Origin of the sequence: Nonomuraea sp. NPDC050663, from assembly GCF_044456985.1 — a bacterium.
Taxonomy (GTDB): domain Bacteria; phylum Actinomycetota; class Actinomycetes; order Streptosporangiales; family Streptosporangiaceae; genus Nonomuraea.
The window spans coordinates 1-26,881 of record NZ_JBITGL010000036.1 but is presented as its reverse complement, the minus strand read 5'-3'; the positions used below and the strand labels follow the sequence as shown (position 1 = coordinate 26,881).

The window sequence follows — 26,881 nt, the reverse complement described above, 5'->3', positions numbered from 1 at the left end:
GGGTGCTGCACAGTTTTTTGGGGGCCGCGGGCACGCCCCCCAACACGGCGGGGGGGTACGGGCGGGGGGGGGGGGGGCGCCCCCCCCCCCCCCCCGGGGGCCCCCCCCGGGGGGCCCCCCCCCCGCCGGGGCCCACCACGCAGATCGTCTGCACCGCGATCCGCAACTACGACAGCTTCCTGCTGCGCGTGGAGATCAAGCGGGAGGCCGATGACGGGACCACCGTGACGTCCGAGGGGACCTACGAGTGCGCCACCGACCTCAAGGCCACTAGAGAGTGACGTCCTCCAGCATCTCGGTCACCAGCGCGGCGATCGGGGAGCGTTCGGACCTGGTCAGCGTGATGTGGGCGAACAGCGGATGGCCCTTGAGCTTCTCCACCACCGCGACCACGCCGTCGTGCCTGCCCACCCTCAGGTTGTCGCGCTGGGCGACGTCGTGCGTGAGCACCACTCGCGAGTTGGCGCCGATGCGGCTGAGCACCGTCAGCAGCACGCCGCGTTCGAGCGACTGCGCCTCGTCGACGATCACGAACGCGTCGTGGAGCGAGCGCCCGCGGATGTGGGTCAGCGGCAGCACCTCGAGCATGCCCCGGTCGAGGACCTCCTCGATCACCTCGGGCGTCGTGACCGCGCCGAGCGTGTCGTAGACCGCCTGCGCCCAGGGGCCCATCTTCTCGCCCTCGCTGCCGGGCAGGTAGCCCAGCTCCTGGCCGCCCACGGCGTACAGGGGACGGAAGACGACCACCTTGCGGTGCTGGCGGCGCTCCAGGACCGCCTCCAGGCCCGCGCACAGCGCCAGCGCCGACTTGCCGGTGCCGGCCCGGCCGCCCAGCGAGACGATGCCGATCTCCGGGTCCATCAGCAGGTCGAGCGCGATGCGCTGCTCGGCGGAGCGGCCGTGCAGGCCGAAGACCTCGCGATCGCCGCGCACCAGCTTGACCGACTTGTCGGGCAGCACGCGGCCGAGCGCCGACCCCTTGGTCGACAGCAGCCGCAGGCCCGTATGGGTGGGGAGCTCCCTGGCCTCCTCCAGTTCGGCCGAACCGCTCTCGAAGAGCGAGGCCATGTCCTCGTCGTTCACATGGATCTCGGCCATGCCCGTCCAGCCGGACTCGACGACCAGCTCGGCGCGGTACTCCTCGGCCGTCAGGCCGATCGAGGCCGCCTTGACCCTCATGGGCAGGTCCTTGGAGACCAGCACCACGTCGCAGCCCTCGGCGGCCAGCGAGCGGGCCACGGTCAGGATGCGGGTGTCGTTGTCGCCGAGGCGGAAGCCGACGGGCAGGATCGAGGGGTCGCTGTGATTCAGCTCCACCCTGATCGTTCCCTCGCCGACCGGGATGGCCTCATCCAGCTTGCCGTACTGCACGCGCAGGTCATCCAGGTAGCGCAGCGCCTTCCGGGCGAAGAAACCGAGCTCCGGGTGATGCCTTTTGCCCTCCAGCTCCGTGATCACCACGATCGGGAGGACCACGTCGTGTTCGGCGAAGCGCGTCAGCGCCGCCGGATCGGCCAGCAGGACCGAAGTGTCAAGCACGTAGGTGCGCTTGGTGGGAGGGTTGTTACTCGAGGACACTGCCACACGTTCTCCCCCGGGTGCCCGGTGGGGTGGGCACCCTGCAGACGAGGTGGGAATCGGACCGGACCCGCACCCACGTCAAGGTGCCGGGTTCCGGCCCCCCTCAGCAGGTCAATGCGCAAGGGCGGGCCCTCTCCAGAGCGTTCGACGCTACGTTCTGGATACCCAGTTTCAGGATCCGTAACGCCGATGCCTCGCGGCGTAGTCGCGCAGTGCCCGAAGGAAGTCGACCCTCCGGAAGTCGGGCCAGTAGGCCTCGTGGAAGTAGAACTCCGAATGGGCACTCTGCCACAGCAAAAAGCCGGACAACCGCTGCTCCCCACTCGTGCGAATGAGGAGGTCGGGGTCCGGCTGGCCGCGAGTGTAGAGATGCTCCGCGATGTGCTCCACATCGAGAACCTCGGCGAGGTCCTCGATGGTCGCCCCCTTGCTGGCGTGCTCCTGGAGGAGTGAGCGCACCGCATCGGCAATCTCACGTCTTCCACCATACCCAACTGCAACGTTCACAATCAGACCTGGGCGATGCGACGTGACTTCTTTAGCATTTTTCAGGACATTGGCGGTCCTGTCGGGGAGCAGGTCGAGCGCGCCGACCGGGCAGATGCGCCAGCCCTCGGCGATGAGCTCCTGCACCACGTCCTCGATGATGCGCAGCAGGGAGTCGAGCTCGTCCTTGGAACGGTTCAGGTTGTCGCTGGAGAGCATCCAGACCGTGACCACCTCGACGCCGGCCTCGCTGCACCACGACAGCAGCTCGGAGATCTTGTCGGCGCCCTTGCGATGACCCCGGCTGACGTCGTCGAGCCCCATGGACTTGGCCCATCGACGGTTGCCGTCGATGATGACGCCGACGTGCCGGGGCATGCCGTCGGCGCCGGACAACCTGGCCTCCAGCCGTCGCTCGTACAGCCGGTAGACCAAATCGCGCAGGCCCACGGAGCCCTCCCGGTGGTGATTGCCTCAACAGGCAATTATCACCGCGAATGGCGGCTGCCCGCTCCCTCAATCGGATTCCTGGTGAGATCACGGCCGCCCAGGCACCGCTCGGCCTCCTCGACGAGACCGTGCACGAAGTCGGCCAGCTCCGACGAGGTCAGGACGGCGCGCAGTCCCGCGCCCTGACTGCCCCACGCCTCCACGTAGGCGCGCCTGGTCAGACGCCACTCGCCCGTCGGCATCCAGATCGGGATCGTGCGCAGGTGGCAGCGCAGCTCGCCGCCGCCCATGCGCCCCGAGCGGGAGCGATAACGAAAGCAGAACAGTTCGCTGTCGGGCTCGTCGTCGGGGAACCTGTCCTCCGGATCGGGCCAGCCGCCCGAACGCCGCGCCTCGTCCACGCCCCGCGCCAGCCGCGCGAGGAACCACCCGCACCGCTCGCCGACGGTCCCGTACGGCGAGCCGTCGCGATGCAGGGCCAGGGTGACCTCGTACGGCATGCCGACGCTGTCGGTGCACACCACGGGCGTCACGCTCAGATACGAACCGTCAACGCAACGAAGTCCTCCCATTCAGGAGAGATATCCCGCCCTATAGGCGATAAAACTCAATAGCCGTGCCGCCGAGCACCTTGTCACGATCGGTCCCGGCGAGCAGCGCGCTGTGCACCGTCCACACCGTCTCGTAGTCGGCCGCCAGCAACGCCACCGGCCAGTCGCTGCCGCACATCAGCCGCTCGGGCCCGAACAGCTCCAGCGCGTACTCCACGTAGGGCCTCAGGTCCTCGACGGTCCAGTTCTCGTGGTCGGCCTCCGTGACCAGCCCCGAGACCTTGGCGTGCACGTTGGGGAAGCGGGCGACCCGGGCCAGGTTCGCGGCCCACGGCTCCCACTCCCCCGCCCTGATGCCGGGCTTCGACAGGTGGTCGATCACCAGCCTCAGCTCCGGGTGCCTGGCCGCGACGGTCTCGACGTGCTCCAGGTGACGGGGCAGATCGGAGACGACGTCGAAGCTCAGCCCCGCCTGCGCGAGCCTGCCCAGCGACTCCAGCACCGGCTCCCTGACCAGCCAGTCGGGATCCGGCTCGTCGTGGATCAGATGACGGACGCCGTTGAGGCGGTCGCCGTACCTGTCCAGGGTGTCACCGAGATCCATCAGCGGCAGCCATCCGACCACTCCGGCGACGAAGTCGTGCTCAGCGGCGAGCGCGAGCATCGCCTCCGTCTCCTCCAGCGAATCGGCCGCCTGCACGAGCACCGTGCGTTCCACCCCCACCGCCTCCAGACGGGGCAGGAGATCGGCGGGGGCGTAGGTCCTGTGGAGCACGCCCAGCTCCGGCGTCAGCCACGGGTAGGAGCCGGTCTCCAGGTTCCAGAAGTGCTGGTGCGCGTCGACAATCACGGGGCGAACATAGGAGGTCTGCCCCGCGATGTCTACAGGTCGGGTGCGGGCGGAGCCTGCGGCCTGCCGGGCACCGCGGAGCCGTCAGGAAGCAGGTAATCGCAGGCCTCGACGGCTGCGCCGTACGTGTCGGACATCACGTCCACCCGCTCGCCCTTGATGTCGAGGTTGACCAGGCCGTCGGAGGAGAAGGTGACGTCGGGGAAGTCCGGCAGGCCGTGGGCGCGCATGCAGGCCGTGAAGGCGGGGCCCGAGCCGGCGGTGGCGGCGCCCGAGGGCAGCGCCCACAGGCCGATGGCGACCGCTGCGGTCGCGAACAGGATTCTCATGGTTCCAAGACAAGCCGCCTACCGGTTACCGCACGGGAACGGCGACGCTTACCGCGTTGTAACCACCGGCTGGGCATGCTGGAGGGATCATGAGAGTGCTGCTGGTCGAAGACCACGAGGAGCTGGCCATGACCGTGGCCGCCGGCTTACGCCGCGAGGGCATGGCGGTCGACGTCGTGCTCGACGGCGCCGCCGCGCTGGAGCGGGCCTCCGTCCACCACTACGACGTGGTCCTGCTCGACCGCGACCTGCCGGTCGTCCACGGCGACGAGGTGTGCCGCGCCCTGGCGTCGCATCCGGCGAGGGTGCTCATGCTGACCGCCGCCGGCACCATCGACGACAAGGTCACCGGGCTCGGCCTCGGCGCCGACGACTACCTGGCCAAGCCGTTCGCCTTCGCCGAGCTCGTGGCCAGGATCAGGGCGCTGGGCAGGCGGGCGGTCCAGGCGCTGCCGCCCGTGCTGGTCCACGGCGGCCTGCGGCTCGATCCCGCCACCAGGATCGCCGTTCGCGACGGCCGCCGCCTGGCACTCAGCCCCAAGGAGTTCGCCGTGCTGGAGCTGCTGCTGGCGGCGCGCGGCGCCGTCGTCTCCGCCGAGCAGCTGCTGGAGCGGGCCTGGGACGAATACGCCGACCCCTTCAGCCAGACCGTCAAGGTCACCGTGAGCCGCCTGCGGCGCAAGCTCGGCGACCCGCCGCTGATCGAGACGGTGCCGCACGCCGGATACCGGATATGAGACGGACCGTACGGCTGCGCCTGACCGTGCTCTACTCGGGGCTCTTCCTGGCCAGCGGCGTGGCGCTGATCGTGGTGGTCTTCTTCGTCTTCAGGTTCCTGCCCGCGCCACCCGCACCGGTGGCGCCCGGTCAGCTCGACGTGCCCTCCCCGTTCCCCGACGGCGACCGGGTGGTCCGCAGCGCGCTCATCGGGCTCGGCGTGATGGCGCTGGCGTCGGCCTGGCTGGGCTGGGTGATGTCAGGGCGCGTGCTGGCCCCGCTCGGGCGCATGACCGCCACCGTGCGGCGCATCACCGCCGACCGGCTCGACCGCCGCCTGGCCGCCCCCGGACCAGACGACGAGCTCAAGGAGCTGGCCGACACCTTCGACGAGCTCCTGGACCGGCTGGAGGCGGCCTTCACCGCGCAGCGGCGCTTCGTCGCCAACGCCTCCCACGAGCTGCGCACCCCCTTGACGCTCCAGCGGGCCATGGCCGAGGTCGCGCTGGCTGACCCCGGCGCCGACCTGCGGGCGGTGCTGGAGCGCATGGTGGCCGCGGGGCAGGAGCAGGAACGGCTCATCGAGGCGCTCCTCATCCTGGCGCGCGGGCAGCAGGGGCTGACCCGGCGCGAGCCGCTCGACCTGGCCGGGCTGGCCGGCGGCACCCGGCCGGCGCCGTTCCTGGGCGACCGGGCGCTGATGGAGCGCATGGTGGGCAACCTGCTCGACAACGCCCGCCGTCACAACGTGCCGGACGGGTGGGTGCGGGTGTCCACGGGCGTACGGCAGGGCAGGGCGGAGCTGGTCGTGGCCAACAGCGGGCCCGTCATACCGCAGGAGCGCGTGGGGGCGTTGCTGGAGCCGTTCCAGCGGCTGGAGGACGGGCGCCGGGCCAGGGCCGACGGACTGGGGCTCGGCCTGTCGATCGTGGCGGCCATCGTGGCGGCCCACCACGGGACCCTGGACCTGCGCGCACGGCCGGAGGGCGGCCTGGAGGTCACCGTCAGCCTGCCGGGGTCGTAGGGGCCCGTGGACTCACCCCTTACGGCGTCGCCAGCGGCTCAGCGGCGTGCGCCTCACCTTCAGCTTGCCCTGGGCTGCCAGCCAGGCGGCGAAGTCGTCCGCGTCGGCCCGGTAGCCCGGCGGCGGAGCGCTCCTGGACGCCGCGTAGGCGTCGAAGTCCGCCCGGAAATCGGCGCCCGAAGCCTCGAAGGCGTCGGGCCGCAGGCGGGCGACGACCGAGCGCCGCTTGGCGACCAGGCTCCTGGCCTGCGCGCCGAGCCGTACCGGATCGAAGCCGGCGGGCGGCTCCCCGCCGGCCACCAGGGCGGCCAGCAGACGTTCCTGCGCCTCGCCCAGCCGCCGCCTGGCCTCCTCCGAGTGGGCGTCAGTCGCTCCCACCGCTCCCGCCCCCGTCTCCCCCGGACCACCCGCCGTCGCCCGTGCCCCGGATCGACCCCGCGCCGGCTTTGACGAACAACTTCCTGATCGGCCCTTCCGGGATCCCTTCGACCCCGTCGAGTGCCACGCGGATCGCGACCCTGCGCCGGTGGCCTCTGGCCTCCTCGATCAGCCTGGCGCCCTCCGCCGTGGGTTTCGTGCCGAGGATCCCCCGCCGGATCAGCCCGCCGTGCCGTACCCGCTCTTCCACGGCTCGCACGCTCTCGTGCTTGGCCAGCTCGCGCAGGGCGCCGCGCACGTCGCCGCGCAGCTCCAGCGCGGCTTCCTCCACCGGGTCGTCCGCCTGGACCCCGTCGGCCCGGTAGAGCCGGTCGGCGTGGTCGGTGCGCAGGCGGCCGTCGGTCAGGAGCTCGGCCAGCGCGGCGAGCGCCACCCGCCGGGCCCCGCCGCGTAACTGGGCCAGTCCGTTGCGGTCGGCGCCGCCGGTGGGCTCAGCCACCGCCGCCACCGCACCCGCCACCACCGCATCCGCCCCCGCCGCATCCGCCTCCGTCGCCGCCGCCGTGGACGAAGCCGCCGCTCGAGGACGACGTGGCGCGGCCGAAGACCTTGCGCACCTTGGTGTCGGGGATGCCGCGCAGCCCGTTGAGGGCGATCATCACCCCTGGGTCGCCGCCCAGCCGGCGCGCCTCCTTCAGCACCTGCTTGCCCTCAGCGGTGGGGCGCAGGCCCATCCCCAGCCAGCCCTTCCTGGCCAGCCCCCGTGCGAGCAGGCCGGGCTCGATCGCGCGGACGACGCCGTCGCGGGCGACCCGCCCGCAGGCCGAGCGCAGCGAGCTCGTCTGGTTGAGCGCCACCATCTCCACCGCGTCGCGCCCGACGGCGCCGGCCACAGGACTCAGCCGCCCGAAGCGGCTGACCCTGATCCTCCCGTCGAGGACGAGCTCCCCCAGAGCGGCCAGGGCCACCCTGCTGCGGCCGCCGCTGAGGTAGGCCAGCTCGTTACGGTCCATGGAACACCACCTTCCTGATCCGGCCGAGCTCGTCCGCGAGCACGGCGTCGCTCGGGTAGTCGTCGTCCCACTCCAGCAGCACGCCGGGCGGGCTCACCCGCGCGCACAGCTCGCCGAGCAGCTCCAGCACCTGCGGTGGAGCGCTGGTGGTGTGGGTGTCGTGCCAGATGCCGTCGCGCTCGTAGCCGCCCGCGACGTGCACGTAGGCCAGGCTCTCCAGCGGCAGCCCGTCGAGCGCCTCGACGGCGGGCAGGCCCAGGTTGACCTGGTTGGTGTAGAGGTTGGCCACGTCGATGAGCAGCCGTACCCCGGTGCGCTCGACCAGTTCGGTGAGGAACTGGGCGTCGGTGAGCTCGTCGCCGGGCCAGCCGAAGATCGCGGCCACGTTCTCCAGCGCCAGCGGCACCGGCAGGCTGTCCTGGGCGCGGCGCACGTTCTCGGCGACGACGTCCAGCGCCTCGCGGGTGCGCGGCACGGGGAGCAGGTGTCCCGCCTCCATGCCGCCAGCCCGCACGAAGGCCAGGTGCTCGCTGACGAGGGGAGCCTGCAGCGCCTCCGCGCAGGCGGCCAGGTGGGCCAGCCTGCGGGCGGACGGCGGGGCGGCGTCGCCGATGCCGAGGGAGACGCCGTGCGGCAGCACCGGCAGGCCGCGTTCGCGCAGGATCGTCAAGGACTCGGGAAGCCGAGGCGGATGCAGGTTCTCCGCGATCACCTCGACGAAGTCGACGCCCTCCAGGCGTTCCACGGTGAGGTCGATCTCCGACCGCCACCCGATGCCGATGCCGAGCTCCACGCCCGTAAGACGAATCGCCTTCTGGTTGTGGTTCCCGATCAGCTGCTGGATCCGCAGGAGGAGGACGAGGACGACGAACACGACGACCCCGAGCTGCACGACGACCCGGACGAACAGGACGATCCGGAGGAGCAGGAGGAGCCGGATCCGCACGAGCCGCTGCTGTCGGAACCGGAGTCCGAGGTGGACAGCTCCCCGGTGAGCACCGGGTCACCCGAGGCGCCCAGGCCGTACAGCGCGACGGGGAAGGCGACGTCGGAGGAGTGCGCTCCGGCGCGCGAGCGGTGGCGACGGCGCTCGCTCACCAGCAGGCCGATGCCGTCGGCGGTGGGCACGCTGTGGAGCGGCCGGGCCAGGGTGGCCAGCGAGATCAGGCCGGCCAGCAGGGCGATGCCTCCGAAGAGCAGGGGGCCGAGGCTCGGCCGCAACACGACGACCCCGGCGATGAACAGGGCGGTGACCGCCACCACGGCGCCCATCGCCCCGACGTTGCCCGACGGGCTGGAGACCAGGAGCCTGCGCGCGTGCAGGGAGCCGATGATCCCTGCCATGGCCGGGTGGGCCTCCAGAGCCCGGCGCAGGTCGGCGGCACGGTAGCCGCCGGAGTGGGCCAGCAGGTCGAGCACGGCCTGCTCCAAGGGCACGGGCGAGGGCGCCGCGCCGTACACCGGGGTGATCCAGCCGCCGCGCGCCACCCGGACGGCGCCCGCCCTGGCCAGTACGGTCAGGACGGTGTTGGCCGTGCGCCGGGCGCCGCCCGCCAGGAAGGCCAGCTCGTAGGGAGACAGGCCGCTCAGGTCGGCGGGCGGCCGGCGGCGACGGGCGCGGCCGAGCAGGGACCTGGTCGTGAAGGTCAGGACGACCAGGCCGACCGCGACGATCGTCAGTATGGCGCTCACAGACCGCCCATCTTAGGCAAGACGGTCGACGAGTGCCTGGTACTCCTCCCACAGTTCCTTGGGCAGGTGGTCGCCGAAGGTCTCGAAGTGCGCCGGGATCAGCGAGGCCTCCTCGCGCCAGACCTCCGTGTCGACGCTGAGCAGGGTCTCCAGGTCCTCCGGCGCGATCTCCAGGCCCTCGGTGTCGAGCTCCTTGGGCAGCAGGCCGATGGGAGAAGGGATCGCCGCCGCCTCGCCGTTGAGGCGGTCGACGATCCACTTCAGCACCCGGCTGTTCTCGCCGAAGCCGGGCCAGATGAACCGGCCGTCGGCGTTCTTGCGGAACCAGTTGACGTAGTAGATGCGCGGAAGCTCGGCGCCCTGGCGCTCACCGATCTTGAGCCAGTGGCCGAAGTAGTCGCCCATGTTGTAGCCGCAGAAGGGCAGCATCGCGAAGGGGTCGTGGCGCAGCTCGCCGACCTTGCCCTCGGCGGCGGCGGTCTTCTCGGAGGCGACGTTGGCTCCGAGGAAGACGCCGTGCTGCCAGCTCAGCGACTCGGTCACCAGCGGCACCGCGCTCGCGCGACGGCCGCCGAACAGGATCGCCGAGATCGGCACGCCGTTGGGGTCCTCCCACTCGGGCGCGATCGTCGGCGCCTGGGAGGCCGGGGTGGTGAAGCGGGCGTTCGGGTGCGCCGCGGGCTCGTCGCTGTCAGGGGTCCACGAGCGGCCCTTCCAGTCGGTCAGGTGCGCGGGCGGCTCGTCGGTGAGCCCCTCCCACCACACGTCGCCGTCGTCGGTCAGGGCGACGTTGGTGAAGATGCTGTTGCCCCAGAGGGTCCTGATCGCGTTGGCGTTCGTCGTCTGGCCGGTGCCGGGCGCGACGCCGAAGAAGCCGGCCTCGGGGTTGATCGCGTAGAGGCGTCCGTCCTTGCCGAAGCGCATCCAGGCGATGTCGTCGCCGATCGTCTCGACCTTCCAGCCGGGAATGGTCGGCTGCAGCATGGCCAGGTTGGTCTTGCCGCAGGCGCTCGGGAAGGCGGCGGCGACGTAGCGGGTCTCGCCGGTGGGCGGGGTGAGCTTGAGGATGAGCATGTGCTCGGCCAGCCAGCCCTCGTCGCGGGCCATGACGCTGGCGATGCGCAGGGCGTAGCACTTCTTGCCGAGCAGCGCGTTGCCGCCGTAGCCGGAGCCGTAGGACCAGATCTCGCGGGTCTCGGGGAAGTGGCTGATGTACTTCGTGCTGTTGCACGGCCACGGCACGTCGTCCTGCCCGGCCTCGAGCGGGGCGCCCACGGAGTGCACGCACTTGACGAACTCGCCGCGCTTCTCGATCTCGCGCAGCGCCGGGGCGCCCATGCGGGTCATGATCCGCATGGAGACGGCGACGTACGGCGAGTCGGTGATCTCGACGCCGACCTGGGAGATCTCGCCGCCCAGCGGGCCCATGCAGAACGGCACGACGTACATCGTGCGGCCGCGCATGCTGCCCTCGAACAGCTCGCCGAAGGTCTGGCGCATCTCGGCGGGAGCGATCCAGTTGTTGGTCGGCCCGGCGTCGTCACGACGCTCCGAGCAGATGTAGGTGCGGTCCTCGACCCGGGCCACGTCGGTCGGGTCGGACTTGGCGTAGAAGCTGTTGGGCCGCTTGGCCAGGCGCGTGAAGGTGCCCTGCTCGACGAGCAGGTTGGTGAGGCGAGTCCACTCGGCCTCCGACCCGTCACACCACTCGATCCGGTCAGGCTGGGTCAGGGCAGCGATCTCGTTCACCCACGCGGCCAATTCGCCATTGGTCGTCGGGGCTTTTACTTCGACGGATACGGACACGGCTTCGGCTCCTCCACTCTCTCCTGGGCTCAAACATCATTAACGACAATTCGTCTTCAAGGCCAATTGGCATAGACCTCTGGACGAGTGTCGCCGCAGGTGAAAGGGGAGCCTACCCAGGAGGATCGGGTTTAAAGAAAGACCTCGCGCCATTGGTTCAGTCCATTCAGGGTGGTCTAAACCAATAGCGCGAGTGGTTTAGTCCATTTTCCCGCCGCCGACGTCGGGTCCGGCCGCGCGGACACGGTCCACATGCTGCAGCGCGTCGCGCAATTCGCTCAGCCACGTGTCGGTGTTCTTGCCGACGAGGCGGACGCACCACGCCAGTGCGTCGCTGCGACTGCGCGCCACGCCCGCGGCCACCAGCGTGTCGAGAACCTGCCGCTCGGACTGCCGCAACCGGGTCATAACGGGCACTGACAGTGTGGTGAACATCACTGTCTCGTCACCGCAGACGACCCCCCAGGCCACCTTGCGGCGGAAGCGGTGCTCGGCCTCGCGCGCGACCTCGATGCGGCGCTCCCTGGTCTCCTCGCGGAACCGCCTGATCAGTCCGTCGATCTGGGCGGCCTTCTCGACCTCCGACTCGGTCGACGGCTCGGACAGCCTGCCGACGACGGCGATCTCCTCGCGATCGAGCACGATCTCCACCGGCCCGGTGAACCAGCCGTCGGGGAGGCGGCCATTGAACCAGCCTCTGAGCTGGGCGATCACTTCATCGCTTTCCATGTAATGATGATTACACAGTTTGCGGGAAATGAAACCCTTCGAGCCTCCGTACGGCCAGGGCCGCGCCGACGAGCAGAATGCCGCCCGCCGTACGAGGATCGGCCTGAAGCGCCTCCGCGACGCGGGCCAGCCGGTTGTCGACGGTGTTGGGGTGCACCGTGAGCGCCGCGGCGGTGGCGCGGCGGTCGAAGTCGGCGGCGAAGAAGGCCTCCAGGGTCTCGACCAGCGACGGCTCCAGGAGCACGAGCCTGCGTGACAGGGCCTGGGCGGCCGGGCCTGGCGTGCTCAGGTGAAATTCCACGAGCACGTCGCCGAGCTCGTACACGCCTGGCGGGCGGGCGTAGGCCGCGGCGACCTGGGCGATGCGGGCGGCCTGGCGCGACGTCGCCGGGATGTCGGGCAGGGAAGCGGCGGTCACCAGGCCCGCGTGCAGCGGACCCGCCGCCTCGACCAGCCGCCTGCCGAGCTTGGCCGTCGGTACGGCGAGGCGGCCGGGGAGCAGCGCGTGGCCGGTGTGCTGGTCGAACAGGGTGAGCACCGGCTGGCCGGCCAGGCGGTCGAGCGCGCCCTGAACGGCATGGCGGCGACGGCGCACGGCGGGCGGCGCGCCGGGGTGCTGAAGGGCGAAGGCCAGGACGCGGTAGGAGGATTCGAGGGTGATGCCGTGCTGGGCGGCCAGGGTCTGGACACCGGGCACCCCGGCCCGCGCCTCCGGGCTCTGCAGCAGCAGCCCGGCCACCGCCCGCATCGCCTCACCGCGCTGCGCCAGCTCGGCCTCCAGCAGGTACGCCTCGCACACGGCCGTCATCGTGCGCTCCAGCGCCGTGACCATCAGCTCGCCCAGCCGGTGCAGCCCCGCCTCCTCCCCCTGCCTGGTCTCCTCGCAGAGCATGCGCCAGATCGCCCGATACCCCACCGCGTAGCCGCTGAGCAGCGTGGTCAGCCGCACGCCGTCGCTCATGCGCTGGGCTGCCCGCTCGCGGAACAGGCGCATGTCCTGGTCGGAGCCGCCCCGCCCCTGCGCGACCCGCAGGAACAACCGCACGCCGTGACGGGTGGTCGAGGCGGTCTCCACCTCCAGCATCCCGCCGTGCAGCTCGGCGAAACCGGGCAGGACCGCCTCGTGCTCGGCGACGATCTCGCGGGTCAGGCTGTTGACGCGGGTCTCGCAGCGGGCGGCGATGGCGGCGGCCAGCTCTTCTGCACTCACCCCACAGATTGTGACATTTCACAATCTGTGGGGTTGTGAAGGGGACGAGCGCCGCTTGTGCCCGCCTCCCGCTGTGACGAAAGGTGGGCAGATGAGCATCCGTGAGCACGCCGACGCCGTCTGGCGCGGCGAGAAGTCCGACAACATCGCCTCCTTCTCCCCCGGCAGGCGCCCCGTCGAGGACATCGTCGACGGGATCGGCTTCTACAGCGGCTTCGGCAACACCATCGCCTTCCAGGGCTCCGGCGAGCTCGCCCTGTTCGACACCGGCAACCCGATGGGCGCGGCCAAGCTCCACGAGGGCATCCGCGGCTGGAGCTCCGACCCGCTCGTCACCGCGATCTTCTCGCACGGGCACATCGACCACGTCTCCGGCATGCAGCCCTTCGACGCCGAAGGCCACGGCACCGAGGTCATCGCCCACGAGGCCATCGTCGACCGCTTCGAGCGCTACGTGCTCACCAACGGCTACAACGCCGTCATCAACCAGCGCCAGTTCCAGGCGCCCGGGCTCACCTGGCCCACCGAATACCGGCAGCCCGACCTGTCCTACCGCGACGAGCTCACGGTCAAGCGGGCCGGATGGACCTTCGAGATGTTCCACGCCAAGGGCGAGACCGACGACGCCACCGTCGCCTACGTGCCCGAGGCCAGGGTGCTGCTGCCGGGCGACATGTTCATCTGGGTCACGCCCAACTGCGGCAACCCGCAGAAGGTCCAGCGATACCCGCGCGAATGGGCCCTCGCCCTGCGCCGCATGGCCACGCTCGGCGCCGAGGTCATGCTCCCCAGCCACGGCGCCCCGATCTTCGGCGCCGACCGCGTCGAGCAGGCCCTCGTCGAGACCGCCGAATGGCTGGAGTCGATGGTCGGCCAGACCCTCGACCTGCTCAACGCCGGCGAGCGGCTCGACACGATCGTGCAGGCCGTACGCCCGCCGTCGCACCTGGGCGAGCGGCCCTACCTCAAGGCGCTGTACGACGAGCCCGAGTTCGTCGTGCGCAACCTGTGGAGACAGTACGGCGGCTGGTACGACGGCAATCCCGCCCGGCTCAAGCCCTCGCCCGACGCCGTGCTCGCCGCCCGGCTCGCTGACCTCGCCGGCGGAGCCGTACGGCTCGGCGAAGCCGCCCTGCAGGCGCTGCGCGACGGCGACCACCGCCTCGCCGGACACCTGGCCGAACTCGCCGTCCAAGCCGCCCCCGCGGATCGGGGCCTGCACGTCATCCGGGCCGAGGTGTACGGCACGCGCGCCGCGAGCGAAGCCTCACTCATGGCCAGAGGCGTGTTCACCTGGGCCGCCTCCGAATCCCGCCACCTGTCGGAGAGCTAGCCGGCGGCCTTCTTCACCAGCTCGGCCAGCATGGCCTCGTGCTCGGGCGACAGCTCCGTCAGCGCGAACGCCGTCGCCCACAGGCCCACGTCGTCGAAGTGCGCGGCGTCCTGGAAACCGAACGTCGCGTACTTCGTCTTGAACTTCGAGGCACCCTGGAAGAAGCAGACCACCTTGCCGTCCTTGGCGTAGGCGGGCTGGCCGTACCAGAGCCTGGGCGCCAGGTGCGGCGCCGCCGTTTTGACGATGGCGTGGATCCGCTCCGCGAGCCCACGATCGGGCTCCGGCATCTCCGCGATCTTCTCGAGCACCTCCTGCTCCGCGTCCCGCTTCGCCGTACCCGAGGTACGGCGCCCGGCGGCGGACTTCAGCTCCTTGGCGTGCTCCTTCATCGCGTCTCGCTCGGCCTCGCTGAAACCCTCGAAGCTCTTGCCGGCGTCCTTCGTCACGGCTGTCTCCCTCCGTCGGATTTCATCGTAAGAAGGGAGCACAACCGCGGGCTTCTCGAAAACTGACCGCTTGGGTCAGTCTTCGACAGCCTGGTAAAGGCTGGTCCAGAAGTCGTGGATCAGCCGCGCCGAGTTGCCCACCGACATGCCCACCTGGGTGAGCAGGAGGCCGGTCACGCCCTTGTCCGGGTCGGCGTACGTCGAGGTGCCGCTGCCGCCGTCCCAGCCGAACTGGCCGATGGGCGCGTAGTCGCCCCGGTAGGTGCGCACCGCCATTCCCAGCCCCCAGCCGCCGTGCTGGCCCTGCCCGAACGACAGGTGCACGTTGTTCGTCGCCAGCGCGTTGCGGGCGGCGTTCTGCTCCGGAGTGAGACGGTTGGTCGTCATCAGCTCCACCGCCGGACGCGACAGGATCCGCTCACCGCCGTGGACACCGCCGTTGAGCAGCATCCGGAAGTAGGCGTGGTAGTCGTCCACCGTCGACACCAGCCCGCCGCCGCCACCCGGGAAGGCAGGGGACGCGCTCCAGCGGCCGCCCTCGGCCTCGTCCCACACATGGAACTCGCCGGTCTGCGGGTCGGGCGCGTAGAGGTCGGGCAGCCGGTCGATCTTGTCCTCCGGGACGTGGAAACCGGTGTCCTTCATGCCCAGCGGCTCGAAGATCCGCTCACGCAGGAACTCCTCGAACGGCCGCCCGGTCACCCTGGCCACCAGCACACCCACCAGGTCGTTGCTGATGTGGTACTGCCAGCGCTCGCCCGGCTGGTGCATCAGCGGCAGCGTGCCCAGGCGGCGAATCCACTCGTCGGGCTCGGGCATCGGCGTGGGCAGGTCGGGAGTCAGGCCGTTCTCGAAGATCGCGTTCATGATCGGGGCGCCGATCGCCGTCATGTCCATGCCCAGCCCGAACGTCGAGGTGAGCACATCGCGCACCGTGATCGGACGGCGGGCCGGCACCGTGTCGTCCAGCGGGCCGTCGATGCGCTTGAGCACCTGACGATCGGCCAGCTCGGGCAGCCACTGATCCACCAGATCGTCCATCCGCAGCCGGCACTCGTCGACCAACACCATCGCGGCCGCCATCGAGAGCGGCTTGGAGGTGGAGGCCATACGGAAGATCGTGTCCCGGCTCATCGGCCGGCCGCCGCCGTGCTTCATGGTGCCGAGCGCCTCGACATGGGTCTCACCGCCGCGGCTGTAGAGCGCCACCAGGCCGGGGATTTCCCCGGACTCGACGTGCCGCGCCAGCACCCCGCGCAGGTTGCGCAGACCGGACTCGGAGAAATTGCCGTGCGTCATGGTGTGTCTCCTTGGTTGGGGCTTTCTGCTGTGGAGAACACGATGGCGGGGGGTGCTGATATGGAACTGTCACGGGGCTGACACGTGGCCTGACGTGTGCTGGTGGGGGGGCGGAAGGTGGGGGTCAGCGCACCCGGGAGGCCGCGGCGGGGTTCACGCGTACCACTCCCGCGAGGTTGCGCGTCGTGACCGGGGCGAGCTTGACCACGTCCCCCGTCCGGGGCGCGTGGAGCATCTGCCCGTTGCCCCAGTAGATGGCCACATGCGAGATGTACCCGGGGTTGGTCGGATCGTGGCGCCAGAAGATGAGGTCACCCGGCTGGGCGTCCTTCAAGGGCACCTGCACCCCGGCCACCCACTGCTGGTGGGTGACGCGCGGCATGCGCACCCCGGCCTGTGCGTAGGCCCACTGCACGAGCCCCGAGCAGTCGAACGTGTTGGGCCCTTCCGCCCCCCACACGTAGGGCCGCCCGAGTTTGCTGATCGCCGCCTTCAGCGCCACGAGCAGCTGGTCGCGCGACATGAAGGACCCGCTGAACGCGGTAGGTGCCGGGACGACGGGGTTGACGGTCGCGACCTGGGTCCCCTTGGGCAGCACTTTGAGGAGGCTTCGCCGGAGGGCCGACGAGTCGGCCGAGGGGGCGCTGACGATGAGCGCGTTGCCGCGCGGGAGCCCGAGCGTGCGACCTGTCTGCTTCGACACGATCGCGTCGATGGTCCCGAACCCGGTGGTGGCGTAGGCGCCGACGCGCAGGGAGCCGCCCGCGGCGCTGACCTGGCGGTTGAGCGACAGCCCGCCGTCGGTGCCGAGCACGAACGAGACGGCCAGGTCTCCGGCGGCCAGCCGGTTCCACAGGGCGTCGGCCCTGGCGGTGACCTTGGGCGTGTAGGCGCGGAAGGTCGAGGGGTCGACTCCGAGGGTCGGCACCTGCTTGCCGTCGATGGTGACGGTGGCGGCGTCGGCGAGTTCCAGGGCGCGCACGCCGCCCTGCTTGGCCACCTTGCGCAGCAGCTCGTTGGTGAAGGGCTTGGGGGTGACGACGAAGAGGTTGGGCGCGTGGAGCTTGCCGAGGGGCGCCACCTGGGGCACGGCCTGGGTGGGCGCGGTGACGGCGCCGGTGAGGCTGGAGTCGCGTTGGTGCACGGCGGGCGCGGTGGACTGCGACGGCGGGCCGTACAGAATGATCAGGTCGAGCGTGAGCACGGCCATGAGCGAGCCCACGATGAAGGGGATTAACCTTCGCAGGTCAAGGCGGCGTTTGCGCCGGAAGAGGAAGGCCAGGTCGCCCCGGATGCCCGGTTTGATCTCGACCGGGGGCGGCGCCTGCCGGTAGACATGCGAAAAGTCCGCCGGGCCCGTGACGGCCCGGCGGAGGCGTTCCTCAGGAGTCAGTTGCCGACGTACGGCACGGCCTCGAGGATCTCGACCGTGTTCTGACGGCCATTGGGCATCGAGTAGGTCGCCTTCTCACCGATCTTCTTGCCATTGATCGCGGCGCCGAGCGGCGACTTGGGTGAGTAGACGTCGATCGGAGCGCCGAGCTCTTCGCGGGAGGCGAGCAGGAAGGTCACTTCCTCTTCGTCGCCCTGGAAGCGGATGGTGACGGTCATGCCCGGCCCCACGATGCCTTCAGCGGTAGGAGCCTCACCGACCTTGGCGCTGTCGAGCGTCTGGCGGAGGTGGAAGATGCGAGCCTCGATCTTGCCCTGCTCGTCCTTGGCCGCGTGGTAGCCGCCGTTCTCCTTGAGGTCACCCTCCTCGCGGGCGGCCTCGATCTTCTTGGCGATGTCGACGCGCCCGGGGCCCGAGAGATACTCGTACTCCGCCTTCAGGCGGTCGTACGCCTCCTGCGTCAGCCAGGTGACGTTCTCATCGCGCGAGTCGGCCACGGGTTCTCCTTGCTTGCCTAGGGGGCCCTTGATGTCTGGGGCTGAATTGCGAAAGGCTAACAACTTAGCCGTCCGAACGCTTCCCCAAATGTCTCACTATACGAGATTGCAGTACTGGATGTGGACGGAAGACGCCTGAGCGCTCGTGCTCAGCGACTCCTTGTGGAGTGTCATACCCTCACCAGCAGGAATCGTTACTTCCTTGCTGCCAACTTCCACATGATTCGTGTCCAGGGCCTGGATCCTGCAGACCGCCGCCCGGTCGTCGGGCTTGGAGAGCGTGAACGAGATCTCGGCGCGCGCCGGGTCCTTGACGCTGAAGGTGACGATCTGGTTGGCCACCGTGGAGTTGCCCGTGGCGGTCCACATCACGTAGCCCCAGCCGCCTGCGACGATGGCCACCAGCACGCCGATGACGACGTGCACGACGAGCCGACCTCGCTTCTCCGGTCGGTCCGGCAGGTCGTCGGGTGTGCCGAGAACGGGGCCGTCGACTCGGCCGTTCTCGACATCTCTGGTGGCCATGCGGAATCTCCCTGCACTCCTTCGGCGTTATCCGAGACAATTGTCGCCCGTGGGGGCACCGCCCTCACGACCGCCCGCAGTGAAACTATCTGAGGATCCAGACCGTGAGTGCACCCCTGAGGCTGATGGCCGTACACGCACACCCCGACGACGAGTCCAGCAAGGGCGCCGCGACCATGGCGCGCTACGTCTCGGAGGGCGTGGAAGTCCTGGTCTGTACGTTGACGGGCGGTGAACGTGGCTCGGTGCTCAACCCCAAGATGGACCGCCCGGAAATCGTCGAGAACATCGGCGAGGTCCGCCGCCTGGAGATGGAGCGCGCCCGCGAGATCCTCGGCGTCCAGCAGCGCTTCATGGGTTTCATCGACTCGGGCCTGCCGGAGTCGGAGGAGGAGGAGCTCCCCGAGGGCTGCTTCGCGTTGCAGCCGCTGGAGAAGGCCGCCGCTCCGCTGGTGGCCGCGGTGCGTGAGTTCCGCCCGCACGTGATCCTCACCTACGACGACGACGGCGGCTACCCGCACCCCGACCACATCATGACCAACCGCGTGTCGGTCGAGGCGTTCGAGGCGGCCGGCGACCCCGACCGCTACCCCGACGCGGGCGAGCCCTGGCAGCCGCTCAAGCTCTACTACCACATGGGCTTCACCAAGGACCGGTTCGAGGCTCTGCACGAGGCGATGACGACCCGCGGGTTCGGCTCGCCGTACGCCGACTGGATCTCGCGCTGGGAGGACCGCCCGCAGAAGTGGCCGGTGACCACCCGCGTTCCGTGCGGTGAGTATTTCGAGACCCGCGACAACGCACTTCTGGCCCACGCGACACAGGTCGACCCCGACGGCTTCTGGTTCGTCTGCCCGCGCGAGTTGCAGCAGGAGATCTGGCCGACCGAGGACTACCACCTGGCCCGCTCGCTGGTCGACACGACCCTGCCCGAGGACGACCTGTTCGACGGCATCCACTGCGACGAGTTGACCGAACCCCTCCAAAGGTAGGCTGGGGGCGTGAACAGCCAACTCGCCAACGAGAACATCGGCCCTGGGCTGCTCGGCTTCGTCGTCGTCGCCCTCATCGGCGTCGCCCTGTACTTCCTCATCAAGTCGATGAACAGGCAGATGGCGAAGATCGAGGTGCCCCACGCTGCCGATCTCGACAAGAAAGCCGACTCGTGAGCGTCGACATCAAGGACAACCCGGCGGAGAGCCGTTTCGAGATCTCCGTCGACGGCCGGTTCGCCGGGTTCGCCGAATACACCCTGACCGAGAAGACCGTCACCTTCACCCATACCGAGATCTACGACGACTTCGAGGGGCAGGGCCTGGCGGGCAAGCTGGTCGCCTTCGCCCTCGACGCCTCGCGCGACACCGGGCTGAAGGTGCGCCCGCTGTGCCCGTACGTGGCCCGTTTCATCGGCAAGCGTCCGGAGTATCAGGACCTGGTGGAAGGCTGACCCTCACCGTCGTGCCACGGCCGGGCGCCGAGTCGATCCAGGCGCGCCCGCCGTGGGCCTCGGCGACGGCGGCCACGATGGCCAGCCCCAGTCCTGCTCCGGCGGTGCCCGACGAGGCGCGGTAGAACCGGTCGAAGGCCCGTGTGCGCTGCTCCTCGGTCATGCCGGGTCCTTCGTCCCTGACCGACACCACGCCGTCGGCGGCGACCGCGACCGTGACCGGCGTCCCCGCGGGGGTGTGCTGCCGGGCGTTGGCGAGCAGGTTGTCGAGGATCTGGCGCAGCCGTACGGCGTCGCCTGTCACGACGACGTCGGCCACGTCGAGCGTGAAGGGCCGGTCGGGCTCGACGGCGTGGGCGGCCTCCACGGCCTCGGCGGCCAGCGCGCCCAGGTCGACGGGGCGGCGTTCGAGCGCTCTTCGCTGGTCGAGCCTGGCCAGCAGCAGCAGTTCGTCGACCAGGACTCCCATGCGGGTGGCCTCCGACTCGATGCGCTCCATGGCGAGCGCCAGGTCTTCCGGCCGTGACGACGCGCCGCGCCTGAACAGTTCGGCGTAGCCCCTGATCGTCGCGACGGGGGTGCGCAGCTCGTGCGAGGCGTCGGCGACGAAGCGGCGCAACCGCTGTTCGGAGCGGGTGCGTTCGCGGAAGGCCGTCTCGATCTGGCCGAGCATGGCGTTCAGGGCGAGTCCCAGCCGTCCTGGCTCGGTGCGCGGGTCCTTGAGTTCGACGCGGCGGCTCAGCTGGCCCTCGCCGATCGCGCGCGCGGTGACGGCGATCTCGTCGAGGGGCTGCATGGCGCGGCGCACCGCCCGGTAGGCGAGGATCGCCAGCAGGATCAGCACCAGCGTGGTGATCGCGATGTGCACCCCGATCAGCCTGCCCAGCAGGTCGTCGTACTCCGCGGTCCGCAGCCCGAGGACGAGGGAGCGCCCGTCGTCCAGGGTCGAGGCGCGCAACCACCAGTCGACGTGCATGTCGTCGCCGTCGAGCCGGCGGAACTCCACTCCGCCGTCGCTCCAGCGCGACTCCAGGTCCCAGTCGGCGCCCGGCGGGTCCTGCGAGGTCGTCACGGTCACCCCGTCGAGCTGGATGAACACTTCGCCGAAGACGGCCAGCAGCCGCGTGTCGCCTCCCGGCAGCGGCGCGCCGTCGCGCAGCAGCGGCTCCAGGCGCAGGGCGATGGCGTTGAGGTCGCGTCTGGCCTCGTCGCCGCCGAAGTCGCGGGCCACGGCGAAGGTCGACACCGGGGCGATGGTCAGGCCCAGCATGAGCAGGGCCAGCACGATGAGCGTGAGCTTGCGGCGCAGGGTCATCGCGGCAGCCGCATGACGTAGCCGATGCGCGGCACGGTGTGGATCAGCCCGTCGATCTTGCGGCGCAGGTAGCTGATGTAGGTCTGCACGACGCCGTCGCTGCCGCCGAAGTCGTAGTCCCAGACGTGGTCGAGGATCTGCTGCTTGGTCAGCACCCGGCCGGAGTTGATCATCAGGTAGCGCAGCAGCTTGTACTCGGTCGGCGTGAGGTCGATGAGCGTGCCGCTCCGCCGTACCTCGTAGGCCTCCTCGTCCAGGACCAGGTCGGCGAAGCTCAGCTTGGCATCCTGGGCTGGTTTCGTACGGCGGAGCACGACCTGCACCCTGGCGAGCAGTTCCTCCAGGCTGAACGGTTTGGTCACGTAGTCGTCGGCGCCCTGGCGCAGCCCCGTGATCTTGTCTTCTGTGGCGTCCTTGGCGGTCAGGAAGATGATCGGGGTGAGAATGGAGCGGCTGCGCAGCCGCCGGCACACCTCAAGTCCCGAAATATCAGGCAACATGATGTCGAGCACCACCAGATCGGGCGCCAGCTCCACCGCCCTGGCCAGCGCCAGCGCGCCCGTGCCCGCGGTCTCCACCTCGAAGCCCTCGTAACGCAGCGCCATCGCGACCAGATCGGCCAGATTGCGCTCGTCGTCCACGACCAGAATGCGACCCTTCACACCGAAGAGTCTGATCGATCGTTCTTAGAGAACTCTCAGAGTGCCCGGACAGCGCTCGCAGAACCCGGCGCTGCACTGGTGGCCATGTTCACCGACTTCGTGTTACGCCACAAACTCGCCATCGTGCTCGCCTGGCTGGCCCTGGCCGTCGCGGGCGCCTTCGCCGTCACCGGCCTCGAAGAGCGCATGACCATGGACTTCGGCGCGCCCGGCCATCCGGCCTACGAGACCAACAGGGAGATCGCGGAACGCTACGGCATCCAGGGCACTCCCCTGGTCGTCAAGGAGGGCCACCAGGTCGAGCACCTCGGCACGGTGATCGACGCGCACGGCTACCGGCTCCTTTACCCCCACGACGACGACGTCGCCCTCGACGGCGCCACCGGCCTGGAACCGCTGGAGCCCGAGGGCGGCGGCGAGGGGCTGAGCCTGGCCGTGGAGCTGGCCATCGGGGCGGGCGGCGCGCTGGTGGTGCTGGCGTTCGTCTTCGGCTCGCTGCTGGCCCTGGTGCCGCTGGTGGTCGCCGCGGTGGCGATCCTGGTGTCGTTCCTGGCCGTCTACGGGCTGACCACCGTCACCGAGGTCAGCATGTTCGTGCAGTTCATCATCGGCCTGGTCGGGCTCGGCGTGGCGATCGACTACTCCCTGCTGCTGATCACCCGCTGGCGTGAGGAGGACCACGACGTACGGCGCGCCATGGCCTCGGCGGGACGCGCCGTCGTGCTGAGCGCCGCCACCGTGGCCATCGGGCTGATCGCCATGGTCGTGCTGCCCGTGGCCTTCCTGCGCAGCGTGGGCGTCGGCGGCATGCTCATCCCGCTGATCGCGATGCTGGCCGTGGTGACGCTGCTGCCCATCCTGCTCGACTCCGTCGGCCCGCGCCTGGACCGGCGCCGCCGCGACCCCGTGGGACGCCGCTGGGCCGCGTGGGCCGCGGGTGTCGTACGGCACCGCTGGATCGCGCTGATCGGCTCCGCCGCGCTCCTGCTGGCCCTGGGCGCCGGGGCGCTCGGGCTGAAGCTGGGTGAGCCCGCCAGCGACGCGCTCGCCAAGAGCGGTCCCGCCTACGAGGCGCTGGTCGAGCTCCGCCAGGACGGCATGCCGGCGGGCGCGCTCGTGCCCGTCCAGGTGCTCGGCCCCGACCCCGCGCCCTTCCGCGCCATCGAGGGCGTGCACGCGGCCTTCTCCCCCGCTCCCGGGCTGATCACGGTGATCCCCGAGACGGAGGACGCCGCGATCGTGCAGCGCATCGTGGCCCAGGCGCCGCCGGGCACCCGCGTGGGCGGCCCGCTCGCCGCCGACCTGGAGTTCAACGACGCGGTCTACGGCAACCTGCCGCTGATGCTCGGCCTGATCATGCTGATCACCTTCTGCGTGCTCGCCCGCGCGTTCCGCTCGATCGTGCTGGCCGCCAAGGCGATCGTGCTCAACCTGCTCTCGCTGGCCGCCGCGATCGGCGCGACCGTCCTGATCTGGCAGCAAGGGTACGGCTCGGCGACGATCTGGGGCATCGGCGGCCTGGGCGCGATCGACAACTTCCTGCCCCTGCTGATCTTCGCCTTCCTGTACGGCCTGACCATGGACTACGAGGTGTTCATCCTGGCCAGGATGCGCGAGGAGTACGACCGCACCGGCTCGACCACGGCAGCCGTCACCGAAGGGCTGGGCCGTACCGGACGGCTCGTCACCAGCGCCGCGCTCGTGCTCTTCCTCGCCTTCCTGTCGCTGGCCGCCGCACCGATCCTGCAGGTCAAGCTCTTCGCGACCGCGCTGGGCATCGGCATCCTGCTCGACGCCACCGTGATCAGAGCCCTGCTCATGCCCGCCATGGTGGCCGTGATGGGCCGCTGGAACTGGTGGTGGCCCTTCGGCCGCGGACGTCAGTCGCCGGCTGCCGACCAGGCGCGCTCCAGCGCCCTGGGCAGCCCCCACCAGCCGAGCGGCGTCAACAGGTCGGAATCGTCGACCACGCCCAGGTAACGCCACAGGTCGACGACCGTCGAGAACAACAACTCGGTGTCCTCGGGCTCGTCGGCGAACTCGTCGAGATCCGTGGGGTCATCGGGATCGGCGATCTCCTCCGACTCGCCCACCAGCCTGGCGATGTGCTCGGGCGAGGCCAGGGCGCCCGGCCCCGTGCGCGCCAGCGACGCCACGGTGGCCAGCCAGTCGGCGTGCTGGATGGAGCAGAGCGCCGCCAGCGCCTGGTCCTCGTGGCTGAGCTCGCCCTCGAGGTCGGCGAACTCCTCGGGGTCGTCGCCCGCCTCCGGCAGGTCGGAGATCGGCCCGGCGATGCCCGCCGCGACCGTCAGCCACAACTCCTGGTCGTCGTCGGGCATCGCGCGGTCGTCGAAACCCGCGCAGGCCCGCAGCACGCTGCCCGGGTAGCCGGGGAAGTCGAGCACCTCGCGCAACTGCGCGCACGCCGCCCGCAGGGCCGCAGGAGGCAGCTCCGGCTGCTTGGGCAGCTCCGCCAGGATGCGGTGGAGCTCGCTCAGCGCCAGCTCCTCCTGCTCGTCCCAGGCGGCGAACAGCTCCTCGTCCTGCTCGTCGCTGACCGCGAACCCCGGCACCCGCCCGTCGGGCAGCGGATTGTTCAGCCAGCGCTCCTGCAGCTCCTCGTAGGCCCGCCTGGCCGCCGGATCACCGGCCGCCAGCGCGTCGGGGTCGATCTCACCCGACTCGACCCGCTCCTCCAGGAAGCCCACGAGCCTGACGTACATCTCCTCGGCCACCGGCCCGCGCTCGTCCTCCTCCGGCCACAGGAAGTAGCCGGAGGTGAGCAGGATCGGCTCGGTGCCGGTGGACTCCAGCCAGCGCTGCACGTCACCCACGGTCGCCTGACCCGACTCGATGGCGCTCAGAGTCCGCTTGGCCGACTCCCAGAAGACCAGCGTCATCGGATTTCCCGCGGCGAACATCTCCCGGCGCAGGTCGGGCAGGGCGACCAGCGCCACACCTGAGGGCACGGCCAGCAACGCGCGCGCGATGTCGCGGCGAGTCAGATCGGGGGCGGGGCGTTCGGAGTAGGAGCAGACGAATTCGAGGTCCACAGCCAGCGAGCCTACGCCCCGCCGAAGACCACGGCGAGCCGTCCTAAGCTGGACTGGTGAACCGGCTGCAGCACGCGACGAGCCCCTATCTCCTCCAGCACGCCGACAACCCCGTCGACTGGTTCGAGTGGGGTGAGGAGGCCTTCGACGAGGCCCGGCGGCGCGACGTGCCGCTGCTGATCAGCGTGGGCTACTCCGCCTGCCACTGGTGTCACGTCATGGCCCACGAGTCCTTCGAGGACGAGCAGACCGCCAAGCTGATGAACTCCTCCTTCGTCAACGTCAAGGTCGACCGCGAGGAGCGGCCCGACGTCGACGCCGTCTACATGAACGCCACCCAGGCGATGACCCAGCACGGCGGCTGGCCGATGACCGTCTTCGCCACGCCCGACGGCCACCCCTTCTACTGCGGCACCTACTTCCCCCGCGAGCAGTTCCAGCGCCTGCTGTCCGGCGTGCACAACGCCTGGACGGGCGACCGTGAAGCCGTGCTGCAGCAGGGATCGAAGATCGTCGAGGCGCTCAACCAGAACACGGCCCTGCCCAAGGGACCCGCCCCGACGGAGGAAACGCTCGCGGCAGCCGTACAGAACCTGCGGTCCACCTTCGACCCGGTCCACGGCGGCTTCGGCGGCGCGCCCAAGTTCCCGCCGTCGATGGCGCTGGAGTTCCTGCTGCGCTGCGGCGAGCACGACATGAGCGGCCACACGCTGGAGCGCATGGCCCGCGGCGGTCTGTACGACCAGCTGGGCGGCGGCTTCGCCCGCTACAGCGTCGACGCCCAGTGGGTCGTGCCGCACTTCGAGAAGATGCTCTACGACAACGCCCTGCTGCTGCGCGTCTACACCCACTGGTGGAAGGCGACGGGCACGCCGCTGGCCAGGCGGATCGCCCTGGAGACCGCCGACTGGCTGCTGCGCGAGATGCTCACGCCCGAGGGCGGCTTCGCCTCCGCCCTCGACGCCGACAGCGAGGGCGAGGAGGGCCGGTTCTACGTCTGGACCCCCGACCAGCTGCGCGAGGTGCTCGGCGAGGACGCCGACTGGGCGATCGAGCTGTTCGAGGTCACGGGCACCTTCGAGCACGGCACCTCGGTGCTGCAGCTCCTCGACGACCCCGGCTCCCCTGAACGGTTCGAGCGGGTGCGCGCGGCCCTGCTGGCCGCCAGAGCGCGGAGGGTACGGCCCGGCCGCGACGACAAGGTGGTGGCCGCCTGGAACGGCCTGGCCATCGCGGCGCTCGCCGAGACCGGGCTGATCTTCGAGCGGCCCGACCTGGTCGAGGCAGCCGAGCGCGCCGCCATCCTGCTCGCCGAGACGCACCTGGTCGACGGACGCCTGCGCAGGACCTCACGCGACGGGCGCGTCGGCACGAACGCCGGGGTGCTCGAAGACCACGCCGACGTGGCCGAGGGACTGATCGCGCTGTACGGCGTGACCGGGCGGGCACGCTGGTTCGAGCTGGCCGGAGAGCTGCTGGAGCAGATCCTCGAACGGTTCTCCGACGGCACGGGCGGCTTCTACGACACCGCCGACGACGCCGAGACCCTCTTCCAGCGGCCACAGGACCCGACCGACAACGCCACACCCTCGGGGCAGTACGCGGCCGCCGCGGCGCTGCTGTCATACGCGGCCCTCACCGGCTCCGCCCGCCACCGCGAAGCGGCCCTCGCGGCGCTCGCCACGGTGTCGGTGCTGGCCCGCGGCCACGCCCGCTTCGCCGGCTGGGGCCTCGCCGCCGCCCGCGCCGCCCTCGCGGGGCCGGTGGAGGTGGCCATCAGCGGCCCCCTCGACGACCCGCGCACCCGCGCGCTGCAGCGGGCGGCGTTCCTGGCCGACGTGCCGCTGGTGGTGGCCCTCGGGGACGGCGGGGCGCCGCTGATGGAGGGACGAGGGCTGATCGACGGGGCGCCGGCGGCGTACGTGTGCCGCGACTTCGCTTGCCGGCTGCCGGTGACGACACCCGAGGCTCTGCGAGAGCAGCTCCGAGAGGCCCAGGGCTAGGTGTACTGACCACAGAGGTTGAGTACAGGGGATGATCGTTTTGGCATGAGGAAGGGCTTCCGGGTTCGGTGTGGATTGCGACATCTACC

The 26,881-nt window shown here is 70.4% G+C and carries 29 protein-coding genes; 8 read left to right on the top strand and 21 right to left on the bottom strand.

Annotated elements, in window-relative coordinates:
• Positions 1–270: 270 nt before the first annotated feature.
• The 5 genes from ACIBH1_RS48450 to ACIBH1_RS48430 all read right to left on the bottom strand — a co-directional run bounded on the left by ACIBH1_RS48450 (position 271) and on the right by ACIBH1_RS48430 (position 4,247).
• Positions 271–1,584 (bottom strand): PhoH family protein, encoded by a 1,314-nt coding sequence (locus ACIBH1_RS48450; protein ID WP_181614379.1) that lies wholly within the window; start codon positions 1,582–1,584, stop codon positions 271–273.
• A 168-nt stretch (positions 1,585–1,752) separates the two neighbouring features.
• Entirely contained in the window at positions 1,753–2,517 is a 765-nt protein-coding gene (locus ACIBH1_RS48445) for an isoprenyl transferase (protein ID WP_397320924.1), read from the bottom strand.
• 38 nt (positions 2,518–2,555) lie between these two features.
• Positions 2,556–3,050: a hypothetical protein gene (locus ACIBH1_RS48440; protein ID WP_397320923.1), complete on the bottom strand. Its 495-nt coding sequence runs from the start codon at positions 3,048–3,050 to the stop codon at positions 2,556–2,558.
• Positions 3,051–3,108: 58 nt separating this feature from the next.
• Positions 3,109–3,918: an amidohydrolase family protein gene (locus ACIBH1_RS48435; protein ID WP_397320922.1), complete on the bottom strand. Its 810-nt coding sequence runs from the start codon at positions 3,916–3,918 to the stop codon at positions 3,109–3,111.
• Between the two features lie 32 nt (positions 3,919–3,950).
• Complete coding sequence (locus ACIBH1_RS48430; protein WP_397320921.1) at positions 3,951–4,247, bottom strand: hypothetical protein; 297 nt, start codon at positions 4,245–4,247, stop codon at positions 3,951–3,953.
• A gap of 89 nt (positions 4,248–4,336) precedes the next feature.
• Here ACIBH1_RS48430 and ACIBH1_RS48425 point away from each other — a divergent pair, with 89 nt between their 5' ends.
• On the top strand, positions 4,337–4,984 hold the full coding sequence (locus tag ACIBH1_RS48425) for a response regulator transcription factor (RefSeq protein WP_397320920.1): 648 nt from the start codon (positions 4,337–4,339) through the stop codon (positions 4,982–4,984).
• The gene (locus ACIBH1_RS48420; RefSeq protein ID WP_397320919.1) at positions 4,981–5,988 is read left to right on the top strand and encodes a sensor histidine kinase; all 1,008 of its coding nucleotides are present in this window, start codon (positions 4,981–4,983) and stop codon (positions 5,986–5,988) included. Before ACIBH1_RS48425 ends, ACIBH1_RS48420 begins: the two co-directional genes overlap by 4 nt.
• A gap of 12 nt (positions 5,989–6,000) precedes the next feature.
• Here the strand turns inward: ACIBH1_RS48420 and ACIBH1_RS48415 are convergent, their stop codons facing one another.
• The 8 genes from ACIBH1_RS48415 to ACIBH1_RS48380 all read right to left on the bottom strand — a co-directional run bounded on the left by ACIBH1_RS48415 (position 6,001) and on the right by ACIBH1_RS48380 (position 12,816).
• Positions 6,001–6,366 (bottom strand): hypothetical protein, encoded by a 366-nt coding sequence (locus tag ACIBH1_RS48415; RefSeq protein WP_397320918.1) that lies wholly within the window; start codon positions 6,364–6,366, stop codon positions 6,001–6,003.
• On the bottom strand, positions 6,353–6,865 hold the full coding sequence (locus ACIBH1_RS48410; RefSeq protein WP_397320917.1) for a hypothetical protein: 513 nt from the start codon (positions 6,863–6,865) through the stop codon (positions 6,353–6,355). Before ACIBH1_RS48410 ends, ACIBH1_RS48415 begins: the two co-directional genes overlap by 14 nt.
• Entirely contained in the window at positions 6,858–7,379 is a 522-nt protein-coding gene (locus tag ACIBH1_RS48405) for a TIGR04222 domain-containing membrane protein (RefSeq protein WP_397320916.1), read from the bottom strand. The genes ACIBH1_RS48410 and ACIBH1_RS48405 overlap by 8 nt, the downstream gene beginning before the upstream one ends.
• Positions 7,369–8,325 carry a DUF692 domain-containing protein gene (locus tag ACIBH1_RS48400; protein ID WP_397320915.1) on the bottom strand — a complete coding sequence of 319 codons (957 nt, stop codon included), beginning with the start codon at positions 8,323–8,325 and terminating at the stop codon, positions 7,369–7,371. Before ACIBH1_RS48400 ends, ACIBH1_RS48405 begins: the two co-directional genes overlap by 11 nt.
• Positions 8,211–9,071 carry a TIGR04222 domain-containing membrane protein gene (locus tag ACIBH1_RS48395; RefSeq protein ID WP_397320913.1) on the bottom strand — a complete coding sequence of 287 codons (861 nt, stop codon included), beginning with the start codon at positions 9,069–9,071 and terminating at the stop codon, positions 8,211–8,213. The genes ACIBH1_RS48400 and ACIBH1_RS48395 overlap by 115 nt, the downstream gene beginning before the upstream one ends.
• Positions 9,072–9,083: 12 nt before the next feature.
• Complete coding sequence (locus ACIBH1_RS48390; RefSeq protein WP_397320912.1) at positions 9,084–10,877, bottom strand: phosphoenolpyruvate carboxykinase (GTP); 1,794 nt, start codon at positions 10,875–10,877, stop codon at positions 9,084–9,086.
• A 198-nt stretch (positions 10,878–11,075) separates the two neighbouring features.
• Entirely contained in the window at positions 11,076–11,606 is a 531-nt protein-coding gene (locus tag ACIBH1_RS48385) for a hypothetical protein (RefSeq protein WP_397320911.1), read from the bottom strand.
• Positions 11,607–11,616: 10 nt separating this feature from the next.
• On the bottom strand, positions 11,617–12,816 hold the full coding sequence (locus tag ACIBH1_RS48380; RefSeq protein WP_397320910.1) for a PucR family transcriptional regulator: 1,200 nt from the start codon (positions 12,814–12,816) through the stop codon (positions 11,617–11,619).
• A 91-nt stretch (positions 12,817–12,907) separates the two neighbouring features.
• Here ACIBH1_RS48380 and ACIBH1_RS48375 point away from each other — a divergent pair, with 91 nt between their 5' ends.
• Complete coding sequence (locus ACIBH1_RS48375) at positions 12,908–14,149, top strand: alkyl sulfatase dimerization domain-containing protein (RefSeq protein WP_397320909.1); 1,242 nt, start codon at positions 12,908–12,910, stop codon at positions 14,147–14,149.
• Here the strand turns inward: ACIBH1_RS48375 and ACIBH1_RS48370 are convergent.
• From ACIBH1_RS48370 to ACIBH1_RS48350, 5 genes are all read right to left on the bottom strand, one after another.
• Positions 14,146–14,598, bottom strand: a complete 453-nt coding sequence (locus ACIBH1_RS48370) for an iron chaperone (protein ID WP_397320908.1) — start codon at positions 14,596–14,598, stop codon at positions 14,146–14,148. The genes ACIBH1_RS48375 and ACIBH1_RS48370 overlap by 4 nt on opposite strands.
• Positions 14,599–14,673: 75 nt before the next feature.
• Complete coding sequence (locus ACIBH1_RS48365) at positions 14,674–15,897, bottom strand: serine hydrolase domain-containing protein (protein WP_397320907.1); 1,224 nt, start codon at positions 15,895–15,897, stop codon at positions 14,674–14,676.
• A gap of 124 nt (positions 15,898–16,021) precedes the next feature.
• Positions 16,022–17,107, bottom strand: coding sequence for a C40 family peptidase (locus ACIBH1_RS48360; protein WP_397320906.1), 1,086 nt, complete (start codon positions 17,105–17,107; stop codon positions 16,022–16,024).
• 179 nt (positions 17,108–17,286) lie between these two features.
• Positions 17,287–17,787, bottom strand: a complete 501-nt coding sequence (gene greA, locus ACIBH1_RS48355) for a transcription elongation factor GreA (protein WP_181614363.1) — start codon at positions 17,785–17,787, stop codon at positions 17,287–17,289.
• Positions 17,788–17,883: 96 nt separating this feature from the next.
• Positions 17,884–18,312 (bottom strand): DUF4307 domain-containing protein, encoded by a 429-nt coding sequence (locus tag ACIBH1_RS48350; protein ID WP_397320905.1) that lies wholly within the window; start codon positions 18,310–18,312, stop codon positions 17,884–17,886.
• A 104-nt stretch (positions 18,313–18,416) separates the two neighbouring features.
• Here ACIBH1_RS48350 and mca point away from each other — a divergent pair, with 104 nt between their 5' ends.
• Genes mca through ACIBH1_RS48335 form a run of 3 tightly spaced genes read left to right on the top strand, consistent with a single transcriptional unit; the run spans position 18,417 to position 19,759 of the window.
• Positions 18,417–19,304 (top strand): mycothiol conjugate amidase Mca, encoded by an 888-nt coding sequence (mca, locus tag ACIBH1_RS48345; RefSeq protein ID WP_397320904.1) that lies wholly within the window; start codon positions 18,417–18,419, stop codon positions 19,302–19,304.
• A gap of 9 nt (positions 19,305–19,313) precedes the next feature.
• Entirely contained in the window at positions 19,314–19,481 is a 168-nt protein-coding gene (locus ACIBH1_RS48340; RefSeq protein WP_397320903.1) for a hypothetical protein, read from the top strand.
• The gene (locus ACIBH1_RS48335; protein ID WP_397320902.1) at positions 19,478–19,759 is read left to right on the top strand and encodes a GNAT family N-acetyltransferase; all 282 of its coding nucleotides are present in this window, start codon (positions 19,478–19,480) and stop codon (positions 19,757–19,759) included. The genes ACIBH1_RS48340 and ACIBH1_RS48335 overlap by 4 nt, the downstream gene beginning before the upstream one ends.
• Here ACIBH1_RS48335 and ACIBH1_RS48330 read toward each other — a convergent pair.
• Positions 19,716–21,074 carry a sensor histidine kinase gene (locus ACIBH1_RS48330; protein ID WP_397320901.1) on the bottom strand — a complete coding sequence of 453 codons (1,359 nt, stop codon included), beginning with the start codon at positions 21,072–21,074 and terminating at the stop codon, positions 19,716–19,718. The genes ACIBH1_RS48335 and ACIBH1_RS48330 overlap by 44 nt on opposite strands.
• Entirely contained in the window at positions 21,071–21,736 is a 666-nt protein-coding gene (locus ACIBH1_RS48325; protein ID WP_397320900.1) for a response regulator transcription factor, read from the bottom strand. Before ACIBH1_RS48325 ends, ACIBH1_RS48330 begins: the two co-directional genes overlap by 4 nt.
• An 84-nt stretch (positions 21,737–21,820) precedes the next feature.
• Between ACIBH1_RS48325 and ACIBH1_RS48320 the strand changes: the two genes are divergently transcribed.
• On the top strand, positions 21,821–23,716 hold the full coding sequence (locus ACIBH1_RS48320; protein ID WP_397320899.1) for an MMPL family transporter: 1,896 nt from the start codon (positions 21,821–21,823) through the stop codon (positions 23,714–23,716).
• On the opposite strand, the gene ACIBH1_RS48315 is transcribed toward ACIBH1_RS48320, so the two are convergent.
• On the bottom strand, positions 23,617–24,789 hold the full coding sequence (locus ACIBH1_RS48315; protein WP_397320898.1) for a hypothetical protein: 1,173 nt from the start codon (positions 24,787–24,789) through the stop codon (positions 23,617–23,619). The two genes, ACIBH1_RS48320 and ACIBH1_RS48315, sit on opposite strands and share 100 nt — an antisense overlap.
• Before the next feature lie 53 nt (positions 24,790–24,842).
• Between ACIBH1_RS48315 and ACIBH1_RS48310 the strand changes: the two genes are divergently transcribed.
• Complete coding sequence (locus tag ACIBH1_RS48310) at positions 24,843–26,792, top strand: thioredoxin domain-containing protein (RefSeq protein ID WP_397320925.1); 1,950 nt, start codon at positions 24,843–24,845, stop codon at positions 26,790–26,792.
• Positions 26,793–26,881 lie beyond the last annotated feature (89 nt).